At 52.6% G+C, this 16,626-nt stretch carries 16 protein-coding genes; 10 read left to right on the top strand and 6 right to left on the bottom strand.

The genetic code is table 11. The features are described from left to right. Nucleotides 1–142 precede the first annotated feature (142 nt). Nucleotides 143–538, top strand: coding sequence for a carnitine metabolism transcriptional regulator CaiF (caiF, locus tag GHC22_RS19570; RefSeq protein WP_003829705.1), 396 nt, complete (start codon nt 143–145; stop codon nt 536–538). Nucleotides 539–614: 76 nt separating this feature from the next. Here caiF and caiE read toward each other — a convergent pair whose 3' ends face one another. The 6 genes from caiE to caiT form a co-directional block, all read right to left on the bottom strand. Continuing rightward, entirely contained in the window at nt 615–1,211 is a 597-nt protein-coding gene (caiE, locus tag GHC22_RS19565; protein ID WP_103285785.1) for a carnitine operon protein CaiE, read from the bottom strand. Between the two features lie 55 nt (nt 1,212–1,266). Then, the gene (gene caiD, locus GHC22_RS19560; RefSeq protein WP_153753752.1) at nt 1,267–2,052 is read right to left on the bottom strand and encodes a crotonobetainyl-CoA hydratase; all 786 of its coding nucleotides are present in this window, start codon (nt 2,050–2,052) and stop codon (nt 1,267–1,269) included. A 54-nt stretch (nt 2,053–2,106) separates the two neighbouring features. After that, a complete protein-coding gene (gene caiC, locus GHC22_RS19555; protein WP_060682769.1) occupies nt 2,107–3,660 on the bottom strand; it encodes a crotonobetaine/carnitine-CoA ligase in 1,554 nt (517 codons plus the stop codon). 61 nt (nt 3,661–3,721) lie between these two features. Beyond that, complete coding sequence (gene caiB / locus GHC22_RS19550; protein ID WP_003018901.1) at nt 3,722–4,939, bottom strand: L-carnitine CoA-transferase; 1,218 nt, start codon at nt 4,937–4,939, stop codon at nt 3,722–3,724. A 123-nt stretch (nt 4,940–5,062) separates the two neighbouring features. Continuing rightward, a complete protein-coding gene (gene caiA / locus GHC22_RS19545) occupies nt 5,063–6,205 on the bottom strand; it encodes a crotonobetainyl-CoA dehydrogenase (RefSeq protein WP_153753751.1) in 1,143 nt (380 codons plus the stop codon). A gap of 34 nt (nt 6,206–6,239) precedes the next feature. Then, nucleotides 6,240–7,757, bottom strand: a complete 1,518-nt coding sequence (gene caiT, locus GHC22_RS19540; protein WP_153753750.1) for an L-carnitine/gamma-butyrobetaine antiporter — start codon at nt 7,755–7,757, stop codon at nt 6,240–6,242. 479 nt (nt 7,758–8,236) lie between these two features. On the opposite strand from caiT, the gene GHC22_RS19535 reads away from it, so the two are divergent. The 9 genes from GHC22_RS19535 (at nt 8,237) to folA (ending at nt 16,566) form a co-directional block, all read left to right on the top strand. After that, nucleotides 8,237–9,007 carry an electron transfer flavoprotein FixA gene (locus tag GHC22_RS19535; protein ID WP_048214962.1) on the top strand — a complete coding sequence of 257 codons (771 nt, stop codon included), beginning with the start codon at nt 8,237–8,239 and terminating at the stop codon, nt 9,005–9,007. 15 nt (nt 9,008–9,022) lie between these two features. Continuing rightward, the gene (locus GHC22_RS19530) at nt 9,023–9,964 is read left to right on the top strand and encodes an electron transfer flavoprotein subunit alpha/FixB family protein (protein ID WP_103014404.1); all 942 of its coding nucleotides are present in this window, start codon (nt 9,023–9,025) and stop codon (nt 9,962–9,964) included. 48 nt (nt 9,965–10,012) lie between these two features. Beyond that, nucleotides 10,013–11,299: an FAD-dependent oxidoreductase gene (locus tag GHC22_RS19525; RefSeq protein ID WP_153753749.1), complete on the top strand. Its 1,287-nt coding sequence runs from the start codon at nt 10,013–10,015 to the stop codon at nt 11,297–11,299. Beyond that, complete coding sequence (fixX, locus tag GHC22_RS19520; protein ID WP_000203736.1) at nt 11,296–11,583, top strand: ferredoxin-like protein FixX; 288 nt, start codon at nt 11,296–11,298, stop codon at nt 11,581–11,583. Before GHC22_RS19525 ends, fixX begins: the two co-directional genes overlap by 4 nt. A 147-nt stretch (nt 11,584–11,730) precedes the next feature. Then, nucleotides 11,731–13,074 (top strand): MFS transporter, encoded by a 1,344-nt coding sequence (locus GHC22_RS19515; RefSeq protein ID WP_020996234.1) that lies wholly within the window; start codon nt 11,731–11,733, stop codon nt 13,072–13,074. A gap of 91 nt (nt 13,075–13,165) precedes the next feature. Beyond that, nucleotides 13,166–13,399, top strand: a complete 234-nt coding sequence (locus tag GHC22_RS19510; RefSeq protein WP_003018880.1) for a YgdI/YgdR family lipoprotein — start codon at nt 13,166–13,168, stop codon at nt 13,397–13,399. Between the two features lie 103 nt (nt 13,400–13,502). After that, nucleotides 13,503–14,033, top strand: a complete 531-nt coding sequence (gene kefF / locus GHC22_RS19505) for a glutathione-regulated potassium-efflux system oxidoreductase KefF (protein WP_003829618.1) — start codon at nt 13,503–13,505, stop codon at nt 14,031–14,033. Next, nucleotides 14,026–15,888, top strand: a complete 1,863-nt coding sequence (gene kefC / locus GHC22_RS19500; protein ID WP_003829616.1) for a glutathione-regulated potassium-efflux system protein KefC — start codon at nt 14,026–14,028, stop codon at nt 15,886–15,888. The genes kefF and kefC overlap by 8 nt, the downstream gene beginning before the upstream one ends. A gap of 198 nt (nt 15,889–16,086) precedes the next feature. Continuing rightward, nucleotides 16,087–16,566: a type 3 dihydrofolate reductase gene (gene folA, locus GHC22_RS19495; protein ID WP_153753748.1), complete on the top strand. Its 480-nt coding sequence runs from the start codon at nt 16,087–16,089 to the stop codon at nt 16,564–16,566. Nucleotides 16,567–16,626: the final 60 nt, after the last annotated feature.

The raw sequence follows: 16,626 nt of genomic DNA, 5'->3' as shown, positions 1-16,626 counted from the left end.
ATGTAATAAGCACGATATTGCTCACACTAATCAACATTCAAGTCGCATACTATCCTTTATATCCACAATTTTAATATGGCTTAGTTTTTATTAATTTGGACAGGCCGTAGCCAGATTTTTAATTTGTGAAAATGGTGTGCTTATGTGTGAAAAATATGTTGAAAGACCGCTTTATTTGTTAATTGCTGACTGGATGATGGCCGAGGATCGTTGGATCACCGCAAAGGAAATTTCCCGCCATTTTGATATCGAGCACTGCAAAGCAATTAATACGCTCTCTTATATTCTGTCGGAAGTGGGAGAAATTGTTTGTGAAGTTAAGATGATCCCTAATCAGATTGCCGGTCGGGGTTGTCAGTGCCAGCGTCTGGTGAAAGTCGTGAGTATTGACTCTCATCTCTATAGCCGACTGAATCACAATTTGCAGGAGAAAAAGGTGAGCATGGCGAAAACGCCACGCCTGTCTGCCGTTCCTCCAACAGAGCTCAACCGTGAGCAGAAATGGCAGATGATGCTCTCCAAGAGTATGCGTCGCTAATAATCAGTTTGCCTGATGGCGGCATAAACGGTGATTGACGCGTAGGCCGGATAAGCGTGAGCGCATCCGGCATCAATTACTGTGCTGATTTGGGTTTTACGTCCGTTGTGCCTTTCAGGCGTGGCCGGTTTTCTTCGACCCGCGTTAAGGGCAGCGTTTCGTGTAGACCTGTGTGGCAGCGAGTTGCAAGATCCTGATACTCTTTGGTGTTTAGTCGTTTCCAGTGCAGTTCCTGGTCCGTGACTTCACGCAATACGCGAGCGGGTGAGCCAACCAGCATCTGCCTTGCCTCTCCCTGAAATCCGGCTTTGACAAAGCTCATGGCGGCGACAATGCTCTCTTCGCCAATCACTGCGCCGTCCATAATGACGCTGTTCATGCCGATCAGCGCATCTCTGCCCACCACGCAACCGTGCAGGATTGCGCCATGGCCGATGTGTCCGTTCTCATGCACGATGGTATCGGTGTCACAGTAGCCGTGCATGATGCAGCCATCCTGCAAATTAGATCCTGCCTCCAGGATCAAGCGACCATAGTCACCGCGTAATGACGCGTGCGGACCAATATAAACTCCGGCACCCACAATGACATCGCCAATCAGTACGGCGCTGGGATGGACAAAGGCATCTGGATGTACCACCGGAATCAGGCCCTCAAAGGCGTAGTAGCTCATCGTTTTATCTCGGTTTTATTGCCGGATAAGCGAATCGCTATCCGGCATCAACTTATTAACGACCTTTCCACACCGGGTCGCGTTTTTCGGCAAACGCCTGCGGACCTTCAAGCGCATCTTCCGAATGCAGTACAGATGGATAGTGCTTCAGCACGCCGCTGCGGATGTAGCGGTAGCCTTCTTCCACCGGCATTTCGCTGGTGGTGCGATAGATCTCTTTCAGTGCGGCGATAGCCAGCGGGGCGCTATTGACCAACTGCTGCGCCAGTTCACGCGCGCTATCCATCAGTTCGCCCTGGCTGGCAACGCGGTTGACGATGCCCCAACGCAGCGCTTCTTCGGCGCTCATTCGTCTGCCGGTCATCACCATTTCGTTGACGATTGCCGGTGGCAGCAGCTTAGGCAGACGCAGTACGCCGCCGCTGTCAGGCACGATCCCGAGCTTGGCTTCCGGCAGTGCGAAGCTGGCATTTTCCGCGCAGACAATAAAATCCGCCGCCAGCGCCAGCTCAAAACCACCGCCAAACGCATAGCCGTTTACCGCAGCGATGACCGGCTTATCGAGGTCGAAAATTTCGGTTAAACCGGCGAAGCCGCCTGGGCCAAAATCGGCATCTGGCGCTTCACCTTCAGCTGCCGCTTTTAAGTCCCAGCCCGCAGAAAAGAATTTCTCACCGCCGCCGGTGATAATCGCTACGCGTAATTCCGGGTCGTCACGAAAATTAAGAAACGCTTCACCCATGGCAAAGCTGGTTTTGGCGTCAATGGCATTGGCTTTAGGCCGGTCGAGGGTAATTTCCAGGATCGGGCCGTTACGGGTCAGATGTAATGAATCACTCATAGTTCATCTCCAGATAAATAGATTTCCCGGCAGGAGGAGTTCCTGTCGGAAGGGTTATTTCAGATTTTTTTTGATTATTTTTCCTGAACAATTGCGCGGCAGGTCGGTTCTTATCTCCATAAAAGAGGGAACCTTGAATTTCGCCATATTGTTTTCGCAGAAGCTGAAGAACTCGGCTTCGCTTAATGTTTCACCTTCATTAAGGACGATAAACGCTTTAATAGCTTCATCACGGATCGAATCTTTAATACCGACAACCACAATGTCCTGAATTTTGGGATGCGCAGAAATAATATTTTCCAGCTCGACGCAGGAGACATTTTCCCCGCCGCGTTTAATCATGTTGCAGCGCCTGTCGACGAAATAAAAATAGCCATCCTCATCCTGATAGCCCGAATCACCGGTATGTAACCAGCCCTCAGGTTCCAGCGCTTTGGCGGTAGCCTCCGGCTGCGCGTAGTACTCTTTGAAGATTGTTTTGCCCGGCACGCCTTTAATACAGATTTCGCCAATTTCTCCGGCGGGCAGGGGACGGTTGTGATCGTCACGGATTTCGGCTTCATAGCTAAATCCCACGCGGCCAATGGAGGGCCAGCGTCGTTTGTCACCGGGACGGTCGCCGATAATACCGACGATGGTTTCAGTCATACCGTAGGAGGTCAGCAGCCTGACGCCAAAGCGTTCGGTAAAATCGTCTTTTTCCTGCTCGGATAAATTGAGGTAGAACATCACTTCGCGCAGGTGATGCTGTCTGTCGGTTGGTGCAGCGGGCTGCACCATTAGCGTTCTGATCATCATCGGAATGCATTCGGTAACCGTCGCCTTATATCTATGCACCTGATTCCAGAACGCCCTGGCACTGTACTTCTCTAGCAGCACAAAGGTGCTGCCAGCGGAGAATGCGGGCATTGCGGCGGTACACTGACAGTCGATATGAAACGCGGGCATCACCGTCATGTAGACGTCATCATCGCGCAGGGCGATTTGCCAGGCAGAGTAGTAGCCTGCAAAACGCAGGTTGTAGTGGGTAATTACCACCCCTTTAGGCCGCGAGGTGGTGCCTGAGGTAAACAGAATTTCCGCCGTATCGTCAGTGGATAACGCGGGCGTATAGCACAGCGTGGTGGACTGGCGGGATTGCAGTTGGGTAAAGTGACTCACACCGTCGTCAGCCGGAAGCTGTTCGCCAATCAGACAGATATGATTAAGCGGGGTGCTATTTTCCAGTCGTATCTGGCGGTACATAGGATAAAACTGGGCGCTGGTGACCAGCAGACTTACCTGGCTGTTTTGCAGGATCCAGGCACTTTCTTCACCCAGCAAGCGGGCATTAATCGGTACCATGATGGCGCCAATTTTTGCCAGCCCAAACCAGCAAAAAATGAATTCCGGACAGTTATCCAGATGCAATGCGACCTTATCGCCCTTGCGGATCCCTAAGGAATGGAACAGGTTTGCCGTGCGGTTAATCTCTTCATTGAGCGAGGCATAGCTAAACTGCCGAACGATTCCTTCGCAGGATTCGAAAATTAACGCCGTTTTATCTCCGTACACCCCGGCCAGGTCGTCCCACATCTGACGTAAGTTTTGTCCGCCAACGATATCCATATTGCTTTATCCACTGAAATCAGGCGTGAGCGCTAACCATCGAGGGGTTAGCGCGTCGCGTTTATTCCTCAACTCTGGCCAGGCCTTTGCCGACCAGCTCATTTATGTCTGCTTCGCTATAACCAATATTTTTCAGAATGGCGGCAGTATCCATGCCATGTGACGGCATGCCACGCCAGATTTTCCCCGGGTTGTTTTTAAATTTCGGCATGATGTTTGGCCCTTTGCAGGTGCGGCCATCCATTGTTTGCCACTGAGTAATAGATTCACGGGCAACGTACTGCGGGTTGCCTTCCAGTTCAGGAATAGTCAGCACCTTCGCGCAGGCGATGTTCAGCTCAGCAAAGCGCGCCTGGACTTCGGCGATGGTGTGCGTTGCCAGCCAGGCGTCCAGTTTCTCTTCCACAAGCGGGCCGTAAGGGCATTCCACACGATGGATAAGCTGGGTGCCTTCCGGGACTTCCGGTGTGCCAAGAATGTGGGCGAGGCCAATATCCTTGAAGCATTCGTTGATTTGCGTGATGCCGACCAGCTCCATAACGATATAGCCATCGGCGCATTTATACAGGCCGCAGCCAGCGTAATACGGGTCTTTGCCTTTGGTCATGCGTGGGCAAATTTCGCCGCCGTTGAAGTAATCCATCATGAAATACTGACCCATGCGCAGCATCACTTCGTACATAGCGATATCGATGCTTTCACCTTTACCCGTTTCGCGCACTTTGTGCAGGGCCGCCAGCGCTGCTGTCGTTGCGGTCATCCCGGAGAAGTAATCGGCGGTGTACGGGAAGGCGGGCATTGGCTGATCCACGTCGCCGTTTTGGATCAGATAGCCGCTGAACGCTTGCGCGATGGTGTTATACGCCGGAAGATTGGTGTACTCCTCGGTACCAAACTGGCCGAAGCCGGAAAGGTGGGCGATAACCAGTTTCGGGTTATGTTCCCACAGCACTTCATCGGTAATACCTCGGCGGGCAAAGGCCGGACCTTTACTGGCTTCAATGAAAATATCGGTGGTTTCCATCAGCTTCAGAAACGCTTCCCGGCCTTCATCTTTGAAAATATTCAGCGACAGGGCGTGCAGGTTACGGCGTGAGAGCTGCGGATAGTTAGGCTGCACGCGGATGGTATCGGCCCATGCGACGTTTTCAATCCAGATAACCTCAGCGCCCCATTCGGCGAACATCTGTCCGGCGAACGGACCGGCAATTTCGATCCCTGAAAAGACAACGCGTACCCCGGAAAGCGGGCCGAAGGCTGGCATTGGTAAATGATTCATCATTTTTCTCCTGGCATTTATGGGTGTCCATGTAGGCCGGATAAGGCGCTCGCGCCGCCATCCGGCATTGATTGCCTGATGGTGACGCTAAGGCGTCTTATCAGGCCTACAGGTTGCGTCGTTCTATCGGTATTGCTTGAGTACCGCACGACCCAACGTCAGGATCTGCATTTCGTCAGAACCACCAGAAACACGGTCAACGCGCAGGTCACGCCAGAAACGCGTGATGCGGTGGTTGCCCGCGATACCAACACCTCCCAGTACCTGCATGGCGGTGTCTACCACCTCGAACGCGGCGTTGGCGCAGAAGTATTTGCACATTGCCGCGTCACCCGAAGTAATGATGCCGTTATCCGCTTTCCATGCCGCTTCCAACAGCATGTTTTTCATGGAATTCAGTTTGATCGCCATGTGCGCGAACTTCTCCTGGATCAGCTGGAAACGGCCGATCGTTTCGCCAAACTGTACGCGTTGGTTGGCGTAACGCGCGGAGTCTTCAAAAGCGCACATTGCCGTACCGTAGTTGGTCAGCGCGACGAGGAAGCGTTCATGGTCAAACTCTTCTTTCACACGGTTGAAGCCATTACCTTCCCGACCGAACATGTCTTTCTCGTCCAGTTCAACGTCATCAAAGGTGATTTCACAGCAGCTATCCATGCGCAGACCGAGTTTCTCCAGTTTGTTGACCTTGATACCCGCTTTGCTCATGTCAACAAACCACTCGGTATAAACAGGTTTATCCGGCGATGCACCATCTCTCGCCATCACTACGATGTACGGGGTATAGGCGCTACTGGTGATAAAGCACTTACTGCCATTAAGATAAACCTTACCATTTTTGCGTGTATAAGTGGTTTTCAGACTGCCAACATCCGATCCCGCTCCCGGTTCGGTGATAGCAGAGTTCCACATCTGCTTACCGGTGCCCTGGAACGCCATGATTTTATCGATTTGCTCTTGGGTACCTTCACGCAGAAAAGTGTTAAAACCGCCTGGTAATTGGTACAACACGTAAGTCGGTGCGCCAAGACGTCCGAGTTCCATCCAGACGGCGGCAACGGTGACAAAACCGGCTTCCAGCCCGCCGTGTTCTTCCGGGATCAACAGGCTATCGATGCCCATATCCGCCAGCGCTTTTACAAAACGCTCAGGGTAGACGCTGTCGCGATCGCACTCGGCAAAATAAGCTTCCCAGTTCTCACTGGCCATCAGTTCACGAATACCGGCGACAAACAGTTCCTGCTCGTCATTTAAGTTGAAATCCATCTTTCAGCCTCTTGATCAATTGGGTTAATAAGAATTACTTGTCTTTCCAGTGCACTTTGGCGTCTTTAATAAAGGACAGCGTCACCATGATGTTGACGAAGAACAGCGGACATCCCCCGGCGATAATTGCGGTCTGAATGGGCTTCAGCCCACCCAGCGCCAGCAGAACGATACCGATGACGCCGACCAGAACGGACCAACCGATACGCACCAACAGCGGCGGTTCTTCACCATCACGAACTTCGCGACAGGTGGACATCGCCAGGGTGTAGGAGCAGGCGTTAATCAGCGTGACGGTGGCAATAAAGCAGAGGATAAAGAATCCCCACATGGTGGCGGTACTGAGCGGTAAAGCAGCCCAGGTTTCGATAATGGCGCGCGCCACGCCGTGTTGTTCAATCAGCTGCGGGATGTTGAGAATGTTTTTATCCATCAGCAGCAGCGTGTTGCTGCCAAGGACGGTCCACAGGATCCAGGTGGAAGCGGTCAGGCCCAGTACCATCCCGAAACACAGTTCACGTACGGTACGACCGCGAGAAATACGTGCCAGGAAGATACTCATCTGGATAGCGTAAATAACCCACCACGCCCAGTAGAAAACAGTCCAGCCCTGCGGGAAGCCGCCTTTGCCGATGGCATCGGTATAGAACAGCATGCGCGGCAGATGCATCAGCAGCATGCCGACCGAGTCGGTGAAGTAGTTCATGATGAAGCTGGCGCCGCTGACGATAAACACCCAGCCGAGCATCAGGAAGCTCAGATAACTACGTACGTCGCTGGCGATCTTGACCCCTTTTTGCAGGCCGCAGGCCACGCAAATGGCGTTCAATATGATCCAGCAGGTAATGATGATGGCGTCGAGTTGCAGCGTATGTGGAATACCGAACAGCCATTGCATACACTCGGTTACCAGCGGGGTAGCGAGACCGAGGCTGGTGCCCATCGCGAAGATCAGCGCCACCAGATAGAAGTTATCGACGATGGTGCCGAACAAGCCCTTAGCATGCTTCTCGCCAACTAACGGTACCAGCGTGGAACTAGGGCGGATAACGTCCATTTTGCGTACAAAGAAGAAGTAGGCGAACGCGACTGAAAGGAAGCTGTAGGTCGCCCACGGCAGCGGTCCCCAGTGGAACAAGCTGTACGCCAGACCTATCTCTTTCGCGCCTGTGGAATTTGGTTCCAGACCGAACGGCGGTGTGGAAATATAGTAGTAGATCTCAATAGAGCCCCAGAACAGAACTGCAGCGGATGTACAGGAGGCGAACATCATAAAAATCCAGCTGGCGGTACTAAACTCAGGTTTTTCGTCGCCTAATTTCTTTTTCGAATACGGGCCAAAGACCAACCAGAACCAGCCGAAGAGCATGACGACCATATACCATTCGAATGCCCAACCCCAGACGTTGGTGACATAACTGAATACCGCATTAATAACGACGTTAGCGGCATCAAGATCTCTTACTGTTAACCAACAAAGTATCCCAACAATTATTAATGGCGGAAAAAAAACCTTCGGTTCAATTCCCGATTTTCTCTTTTCATTTTTCATAAGTGAATTCCAGTGTGAAAACGAAATTTATTTAGCGTGCCCGTATGTGATCGTTTGTTTATTTGTTATTAATGATTTGTTGATAACTTTTTAACCTCTGGGCGCCTCAGTGAGTAACTCATAATGGGTATTCATTTCCGGCTATTCTGTTATCTGTGTCACACTTTCTTATGCTGGTTATTTTGTCTGAAAATACAAATAATTATCTTATTAATCATGGTGTTAATGTTGCTTTTTTAACTTTTTTAAGTGACTGGCGTTCAATATTGTTGAACCAGCAAACAATATTGAAAATTTTCGTATTTGACATGTTTCTTTCAATATTGGTGAGGTGCATAACACTATTGAAAGTTACGAATATCAATGTGTGACATTTTCAATATTGGTGATTAATGTTTTATTTCCGAATTAAAGAGCGTGATATCTGTATTTAACACCGCCGATATAAATACGTTTCCTTCATGATTTCTGGAGATGCAATGAAGATAATTACTTGCTACAAATGCGTACCTGATGAGCAGGATATTGCGATTAATAATGCTGATGGAACACTCGATTTCAGCAAAGCAGATGGCAAAATCAGCCAATATGATCTGAATGCGATCGAAGCGGCTTGCCAGTTAAAACAGCAGGTGGGAGAGGCTCAGGTTGTGGCCATGAGCGTCGGCGGCAAAGCGCTGACCAATGCAAAAGGGCGCAAAGATGTGCTCTCCCGTGGCCCTGATGAACTGATTGTTGTCATTGACGATCAATTTGAACAGACGCTGCCGCAACAAACCGCCACTGCGCTGGCTGCCGCCGCACAAAAATCAGGTTTTGATCTGCTTATTTGCGGCGACGGTTCTTCCGATCTTTATGCTCAGCAGGTTGGTCTGCTGGTGGGCGAAATGCTGAACGTGCCGGCGATTAACGGCGTGAGTAAAATCCTCTCTCTTACCGACAGCACGCTGACGGTAGAGCGTGAACTGGAAGATGAAGTTGAAACCCTGAGTATCCCGCTTCCGGCGGTGATCGCGGTCTCTACCGACATCAACACCCCTCAAATCCCTTCCATGAAAGCCATTCTTGGTGCAGCGAAAAAACCGGTCCAGGTCTGGTCGTCTGCGGACATTGGGCTGAACGGCGCGCAAGCGTATTCCGAACAACAGGTTGCCGCACCGAAGCAGCGCGAGCGTCAGCGCGTTGTGATTGAAGGTGACGGTGAAGAACAGATTGCCGCGTTTGTCGAGAATCTTCGCAAAATCATTTAATTATCAGGGGATGTTATGAACAAATTTTCCAGTGTCTGGGTATTCAGCGATACCCCTTCTCGTCTGCCGGAACTGATGAATGGTGCGCAGGCTTTAGGTGAAAACGTTAACACGTTTGTGCTCAGCGATGAGGACAGCGCGGCGGCATGCCATTTAGGCGCAGATCATGTCTGGCTGCTCAGCGGCAAACCAGAAGACCGTATGGTTGAAGACTACGCCGATGCGATGGCCGAAACCATTCGTCAGCACAGCGAGGGCGGCGCGGTGCTGCTGCCGAATACGCGTCGGGGCAAGCTGTTAGCGGCAAAGCTGGGCTTTCGCTTGTCGGCTGCGGTCTCAAACGACGCCAGCGCAGTCGCGGTGCAGGACGGAAAAGCGGCGGTCAAACATATGGTCTACGGCGGCCTGGCGATGGGAGCAGAAACAATCGCTTCACCGTTTGCCGTGATCACTCTCAGCAGCGGAACGTTTGACGCGCAGCAACCGGATACCGCTCACAGCGGCGAGGTGCACACCGTCCAGTGGCAGGCTCCGACTATCGCTGTGACCCGTACGGCAACGCAGGCGCGTCAGAGCAACAGCGTCGATCTCGACAAAGCCCGTCTGGTGGTCAGCGTGGGACGCGGTATTGGTAGCAAAGAAAATATCTCGCTGGCCGAAGCGCTGTGCCAGACGATTGGCGCTGAGCTGGCCTGTTCACGTCCGGTAGCGGAAAACGAGAAGTGGATGGAGCACGAACGCTACGTCGGTATTTCCAACCTGATGCTCAAGCCAGAACTGTACCTGGCCGTGGGGATCTCCGGGCAGATCCAACATATGGTCGGCGCCAACGGCGCGCAGACGATTTTCGCCATCAACAAAGATAAAAATGCGCCGATCTTCCAGTACGCAGATTTTGGCATCGTTGGCGATGCGCTGAAGATCCTGCCTGCGCTGACGGCTGCTCTGGCGCGTTAAACCATTCGGGCAGGGTGCGAAAGTATCCTGCCACTGACAGGAGTACGTATGTCCGAAGATATCTTTGATGCCATCATCGTGGGTGCAGGTCTGGCCGGTTCGGTTGCGGCGCTGGTGCTGGCTCGGGAAGGTGCACAGGTGCTGGTCATCGAGCGCGGCAATTCTGCTGGCGCGAAGAATGTCACCGGTGGGCGCATGTATGCCCATAGCCTGGAACGCATCATTCCCGGCTTTGCTGAGCAGGCCCCCATTGAACGCATAATCACCCACGAAAAACTCGCCTTTATGACCGATAAAGGGGCGATGACCATCGACTATTGCAATGGTGAAGAGGCTGCATCGTCGCAGGTTTCTTATTCCGTCTTACGCAGCAAATTTGACGCCTGGCTGATGGAGCAGGCCGAGGAGGCGGGAGCCCAGCTTATCACCGGTATTCGGGTGGATAACGTTGTGCAGCGCGAAGGCAAAGTCGTGGGCGTGGAAGCCGACGGCGATATTCTGGAAGCCAAAGTGGTGATCCTCGCTGACGGGGTGAATTCTTTGTTGGCAGAAAAACTGGGCATGGCAAAGCGCGTTGAGGCATCGCATGTTGCCGTTGGCGTAAAAGAGCTGATCGAATTGCCAAAATCGGTGATTGAAGATCGTTTCCAGTTACAGGGGAACGAAGGTGCAGCTTGCCTGTTTGCCGGTTCTCCAACTGATGGGTTGATGGGCGGGGGCTTCCTCTATACTAATGAAACGACCCTTTCTCTGGGGCTGGTCTGCGGTCTTCATCATCTGAAAGATGCTAAAAAATCGGTCCCACAAATGCTGGAAGATTTCAAACAGCATCCGGTGGTTGCCCCATTGATCGCCGGTGGCAAGCTGGTGGAATATGCCGCGCACGTCGTACCGGAGGCCGGTATGAATATGCAGCCTGAACTGGTGGGTGACGGTGTGCTGATTGCCGGTGATGCTGCCGGAATGTGTATGAACCTCGGCTTTACCATCCGCGGTATGGATCTCGCCATATCCGCAGGCGAAGCGGCCGCGAAAACGGTGCTTTCCGCGATGAAGCGCGACGACTTCAGCAAGCAGTCGCTGGGCGAATACCGTCAGCATCTCGATGATGGTCCAATGCGCGATATGCGCATGTATCAGAAGCTTCCCGCTTTCCTAGATAACCCACGCATGTTTACCGCCTATCCCGAAATGGCGGTCAGCATCGCGCGCGACCTGTTCACCGTAGATGGCTCTGCTCCGGTGCCAATGCGCAAAAAAATCCTGCGTCATGCGAAGAAAGTGGGCTTCATCAACCTGATGAAAGATGGCCTGAAAGGAGTGACCGTATTATGACATCTCCCGTCAATGTGGACGTCAAACTGGGCGTCAATAAGTTCAATGTGGATGAAGACAGCCCGCACATCATTCTCAAAACCGATCCTGATAAACAGGCGCTGGAAGTACTGATTAAGGCCTGTCCGGCCGGACTGTATAAAAAACAGGACGACGGCAGCGTCCGTTTTGATTACGCCGGATGCCTGGAGTGCGGAACGTGCCGCATTCTCGGACTTGATACAGCGTTGGAAAAATGGGAATACCCGCGCGGGACATTTGGCGTGGAGTTTCGCTACGGCTAATAAGTACGAGGTTGTGCACCCGTAGGTCGGATAAGACGTGGTAGCGTCGCCATCCGGCAATCATGTGGCGCCAATGCCGGATGGCGGCCTAAACGCCTTATCCGGCCTACAGATGACGCTTTGCCCGTGTTGAAACAGGAAGTCGCTATGCAGCAGCCCAGAAACTTTGATGACATCAAATTTACCTCTATTCACCGCCGGATAATGCTGTGGGGAAGCGGTGGGCCATTTCTGGATGGTTATGTGCTGGTGATGATTGGCGTGGCGCTGGAACAACTCACGCCAGCGTTGAAACTGGACGCTCAGTGGATTGGTCTGCTGGGGGCCGGCACGCTCGCCGGTCTGTTTGTGGGGACGTCGCTGTTTGGCTACATTTCCGATAAGGTCGGGCGGCGAAAAATGTTTATCATCGATATTATTGCCATTGGCGTGATATCGGCGGCAACCATGTTTGTTTCCTCACCCATTGAGCTGTTGGTAATGCGTGTGCTGATCGGCATTGTGATTGGTGCCGATTATCCGATTGCTACCTCGATGATTACCGAGTTCTCCAATACCCGCCAGCGCGCTTTCTCCATCGGTTTTATCGCCGCGATGTGGTATGTCGGCGCCACCTGTGCCGATCTGGTCGGTTACTGGCTGTATGATGTTGAGGGAGGATGGCGCTGGATGCTGGGCAGCGCGGTGATCCCCTGTATTTTGATCCTGATTGGGCGCTTCGATCTTCCTGAATCGCCGCGCTGGCTGCTGCGTAAAGGTCGGGTGAAAGAGTGTGAAGCGATGATGATCAAGCTGTTCGGCGAACCGGTGGTGTTCGACGAAGAGGCGCCGCAGGAGACGCGCTTCCTGCAGCTGTTTAACCGCCGTCATTTCCCGTTTGTCCTGTTTGTCGCCGCTATCTGGACCTGTCAGGTGATCCCGATGTTCGCCATTTATACCTTTGGTCCGCAGATTGTTGGACTGTTGGGGCTTGGTGCCGGGAAAAGCGCGGCGTTGGGCAATGTGGTGATAAGCCTGTGCTTTATGCTGGGGTGCATTCCGCCCATGTTCTGGCTCAATAGCGCGGGCCGTCGGCCATTGTTAATTGGCAGCTTTATTATGATGACGCTGGCGCTGGCCGTGCTGGGGTTAATTCCTGATATGGGAGCGTGGCTGGTGGTGCTGGCGTTTGCCGTGTACGCCTTTTTCTCGGGGGGACCGGGAAATCTTCAGTGGCTGTACCCAAATGAACTGTTCCCTACCGACATTCGCGCATCTGCTGTCGGGGTGATTATGTCCTTAAGCCGCATCGGCACCATTGTTTCAACATGGGCGCTGCCGGTGTTCATTACCAAATACGGGATCAGCAATGTCATGCTGATGGGCGCAGGAATTTCGCTGATTGGCCTGCTTGTGTCCATCGCTTTCGCCCCGGAAACGCGAGGTCTGACGCTGGCGCAAACCAGTCAAATGACGATTCGCAGTAAGCCCGTGACCAGGGCGAGTTATTAGGAGTGTTCTGTATTTTCCCTGCAACTCAGTCAGTTAGCCTACAGTTAACTGGGTATATCACTGAAAACAACTGAAAAGCAGGGAGAACACCATGCAAAAACATATCCTGATCACCTCAATTTTTACCGCAGCAGCACTGTTTACCGTGGCCGGTTGTTCCTCAAACCAGGCGGTTAAAACCACCGATGGCAAAACAATCGTCACTGACGGCAAACCGCAAGTCGATGATGATACTGGCCTGGTGTCGTATAAAAATGCGCAAACGGGTAAGACGGAACAGATTAACCGCGATCAGGTTAAAGATATGAGTGAACTGGATAACTAGTTCAGTTTTCTCCATTCAGCCACTCAATAATATTGACTGTTAGCCTGTGGATTAAGTGACTAAACTCACTGTTATTACAATAATGCAGTGAAACAGGCTAATCATGATCCTCATCATTTATGCGCATCCCTATCCGCAGCACTCGCATGCGAATAAGCGGATGCTTGAACAGGCAAGGACGCTAGAGGGCGTGGAGATCCGCTCGCTCTACCAGCTCTACCCCGACTTCAATATCGATATTGCCGCTGAACAGGATGCGCTGGCACGCGCTGATTTGATCATCTGGCAGCATCCGATGCAGTGGTACAGCACACCTCCATTACTCAAGCTGTGGATGGATAAAGTCCTTTCGCACGGCTGGGCGTATGGCCATGGCGGTACTGCGCTGCACGGTAAACATCTGCTGTGGGCGGTGACGACCGGCGGCGGTGAAAACCACTTCGATATTGGCTCCCATCCCGGATTTGATGTGCTTTCTCAACCCTTACAGGCGACGGCACTTTATTGTGGCCTCAAATGGCTACCGCCGTTTGCGATGCACTGTACGTTTATCTGTGATGATGAAACCCTGCAAGCGCAGGCGCGTCACTACAAACAGCGTCTGATGGAATGGCAGGAGGCACACCATGGATAGCCATACGCTGATACAGGCGCTGATTTATCTCGGATCGGCGGCACTGATTGTCCCCATCGCCGTACGGCTGGGACTCGGGTCGGTACTGGGGTATCTCATCGCCGGATGCATTATCGGCCCATGGGGCCTGAGGCTGGTGACGGACGCTGAATCCATCCTGCATTTTGCGGAGATCGGTGTGGTGCTGATGCTGTTTGTCATTGGTCTGGAGCTGGATCCGCAACGTTTGTGGAAACTGCGAGCTTCGGTGTTCGGCGGCGGCGCATTGCAAATGGTGGTCTGCGGAGGCCTGATTGGTGTGTTCTGTATGTTCCTCGGCCTGCGCTGGCAGGTAGCGGAGCTGATCGGCATGACGCTGGCGCTTTCCTCTACGGCCATCGCTATGCAGGCAATGAATGAACGCAACCTGATGGTTTCGCAAATGGGCCGCAGCGCGTTTGCCGTGCTGCTGTTCCAGGACATCGCTGCTATTCCACTGGTGGCGATGATCCCATTATTGGCAGCGAGTGGCGCATCAACAACGCTTGGGGCGTTTGCATTGTCTGCCCTTAAGGTAGCGGGCGCACTGGTGCTGGTGGTGCTGTTAGGTCGTTATGTCACACGTCCTGCCTTGCGTTTTGTCGCCCGTTCGGGCCTGCGGGAAGTGTTCAGTGCCGTTGCGCTGTTCCTCGTGTTTGGCTTCGGTCTGCTGTTGGAAGAGGTAGGATTGTCGATGGCGATGGGGGCATTCCTGGCCGGGGTGCTGCTGGCAAGCTCTGAGTATCGTCACGCGTTGGAAAGCGACATTGAGCCATTTAAAGGACTGCTGCTGGGGCTGTTCTTTATCGGTGTAGGGATGTCTATCGACTTTGGTACGCTGATTGATAATCCCTTGCGCATTATCATTCTACTGGTCGGTTTCCTGGTTATCAAAACCGTCATGCTGTGGTTGATAGCGAAACCGTTGCAGGTGCCGAACAAGCAGCGTCGCTGGTTTGCCGTATTATTAGGGCAGGGCAGTGAGTTTGCCTTTGTGGTGTTTGGCGCGGCGCAAATGGCAAATGTGCTCGATCCTGACTGGGCGAAATCGCTGACGCTGGCGGTGGCGTTGTCGATGGCGGCTACACCGATTTTGCTGGTGATTTTGACGCGTCTGGAAAAATCGGCGACTGAGGAAGAGCGCGAAGCCGATGAAATCGATGAGGAGCAACCGCGGGTGATCATCGCCGGGTTTGGGCGATTTGGCCAGATAACCGGTCGTTTGCTGTTGTCGAGCGGGGTCAAAATGGTGGTTCTTGATCATGACCCGGACCATATCGAAACGCTGCGTAAATTCGGGATGAAGGTTTTCTATGGCGACGCGACCCGGATGGATCTGCTGGAGTCTGCCGGGGCGGCGAAAGCTGAAGTCATTATTAATGCCATTGACGATCCGCAAACCAGTCTGCAATTAACCGAAATGGTGAAAGAGCATTTCCCGCATCTGCAAATTATTGCTCGTGCGCGCGACGTGGATCATTACATCCGCCTGCGCCAGGCGGGCGTGGATATGCCGGAACGTGAAACCTTTGAAGGTGCACTGAAGACCGGACGTCTGGCGCTGGAAGGTCTCGGGCTTGGGCGCTATGAGGCACGTGAGCGGGCTGACGTATTCCGCCGATTCAATACCATGATGGTAGAGGAGATGGTGAAAGGGGAAAATGACGCGACTTCCCGCGCGGCCGTTTATAAACGCACCAGCGCAATGCTGAGTGAAATTATTGCGGAAGATCGTCAGCACTTATCGTTAATTCAGCGCCATGGCTGGCAAGGCACGGATGAAGGTAAGCATACGGGCGACGTCGCCGATGAGCCGGAAGTGAAACCGTCAGCATAGGGTAAAAAATGTGATGTTCTGCAAACTTTACTGCTAATTGGCTGTTTTTGAACTACTGTAATGCTGGCGTACCACCTTAAATAGGTCGGTTCGCCAGCAGAACGGAAAATTTTCCTGTTCATCCTCTTTCCGCCAGTCGACGAAAGATTGCGCTTTCCGTATAGTGGCGACAATTTTTTTGTATCCGGGAAATATTCAATGATCAGTCTGATTGCGGCGTTAGCGGTAGATCGCGTCATCGGTATGGAGAACGCCATGCCGTGGAACCTCCCTGCCGATCTCGCCTGGTTTAAACGTAATACCTTAAACAAGCCGGTTATCATGGGACGCCATACCTGGGAATCCATCGGGCGACCGTTACCTGGGCGTAAAAATATCGTCATCAGCAGTAAGCCTGGCACCGACGATCGCGTGCAGTGGGTGAAGTCTGTGGATGAAGCAATTGCGGCCTGCGGCGATGAACCTGAAATTATGGTAATTGGCGGTGGGCGTGTGTATGAGCAGTTCCTGCCAAAAGCACAGAAACTGTATCTGACGCACATTGATGCGGAAGTGGAAGGGGATACGCATTTCCCGGACTACGAACCGGATGACTGGGAATCGGTGTTCAGTGAATTCCACGATGCCGACGCGCAAAACTCTCACAGCTACTGCTTCGAGATTCTGGAACGTCGTTAATACTGTAAGTGCCGGATGGCGGCGAAACGCCTTATCATCCAGCTAATGTAGGCCGGATAA

Origin of the sequence: Citrobacter sp. H12-3-2 (genome assembly GCF_009649895.1) — a bacterium.
Classification (GTDB): Bacteria; Pseudomonadota; Gammaproteobacteria; order Enterobacterales; family Enterobacteriaceae; genus Citrobacter; species Citrobacter portucalensis.
Note: the sequence above shows the minus strand (reverse complement) of the source record. Positions and strands in the feature narration are given on the sequence as shown.

Bases quoted from the DNA above. Each gene is read 5' to 3' on its own strand.
- caiF (WP_003829705.1), top strand. From the start codon at position 143: ATGTGTGAAAAATATGTTGAAAGACCGCTTTATTTGTTAATTGCTGAC.
- caiE (WP_103285785.1), bottom strand. From the start codon at position 1,211: ATGAGCTACTACGCCTTTGAGGGCCTGATTCCGGTGGTACATCCAGAT.
- caiD (WP_153753752.1), bottom strand. From the start codon at position 2,052: ATGAGTGATTCATTACATCTGACCCGTAACGGCCCGATCCTGGAAATT.
- caiC (WP_060682769.1), bottom strand. From the start codon at position 3,660: ATGGATATCGTTGGCGGACAAAACTTACGTCAGATGTGGGACGACCTG.
- caiB (WP_003018901.1), bottom strand. From the start codon at position 4,939: ATGAATCATTTACCAATGCCAGCCTTCGGCCCGCTTTCCGGGGTACGC.
- caiA (WP_153753751.1), bottom strand. From the start codon at position 6,205: ATGGATTTCAACTTAAATGACGAGCAGGAACTGTTTGTCGCCGGTATT.
- caiT (WP_153753750.1), bottom strand. From the start codon at position 7,757: ATGAAAAATGAAAAGAGAAAATCGGGAATTGAACCGAAGGTTTTTTTT.
- GHC22_RS19535 (WP_048214962.1), top strand. From the start codon at position 8,237: ATGAAGATAATTACTTGCTACAAATGCGTACCTGATGAGCAGGATATT.
- GHC22_RS19530 (WP_103014404.1), top strand. From the start codon at position 9,023: ATGAACAAATTTTCCAGTGTCTGGGTATTCAGCGATACCCCTTCTCGT.
- GHC22_RS19525 (WP_153753749.1), top strand. From the start codon at position 10,013: ATGTCCGAAGATATCTTTGATGCCATCATCGTGGGTGCAGGTCTGGCC.
- fixX (WP_000203736.1), top strand. From the start codon at position 11,296: ATGACATCTCCCGTCAATGTGGACGTCAAACTGGGCGTCAATAAGTTC.
- GHC22_RS19515 (WP_020996234.1), top strand. From the start codon at position 11,731: ATGCAGCAGCCCAGAAACTTTGATGACATCAAATTTACCTCTATTCAC.
- GHC22_RS19510 (WP_003018880.1), top strand. From the start codon at position 13,166: ATGCAAAAACATATCCTGATCACCTCAATTTTTACCGCAGCAGCACTG.
- kefF (WP_003829618.1), top strand. From the start codon at position 13,503: ATGATCCTCATCATTTATGCGCATCCCTATCCGCAGCACTCGCATGCG.
- kefC (WP_003829616.1), top strand. From the start codon at position 14,026: ATGGATAGCCATACGCTGATACAGGCGCTGATTTATCTCGGATCGGCG.
- folA (WP_153753748.1), top strand. From the start codon at position 16,087: ATGATCAGTCTGATTGCGGCGTTAGCGGTAGATCGCGTCATCGGTATG.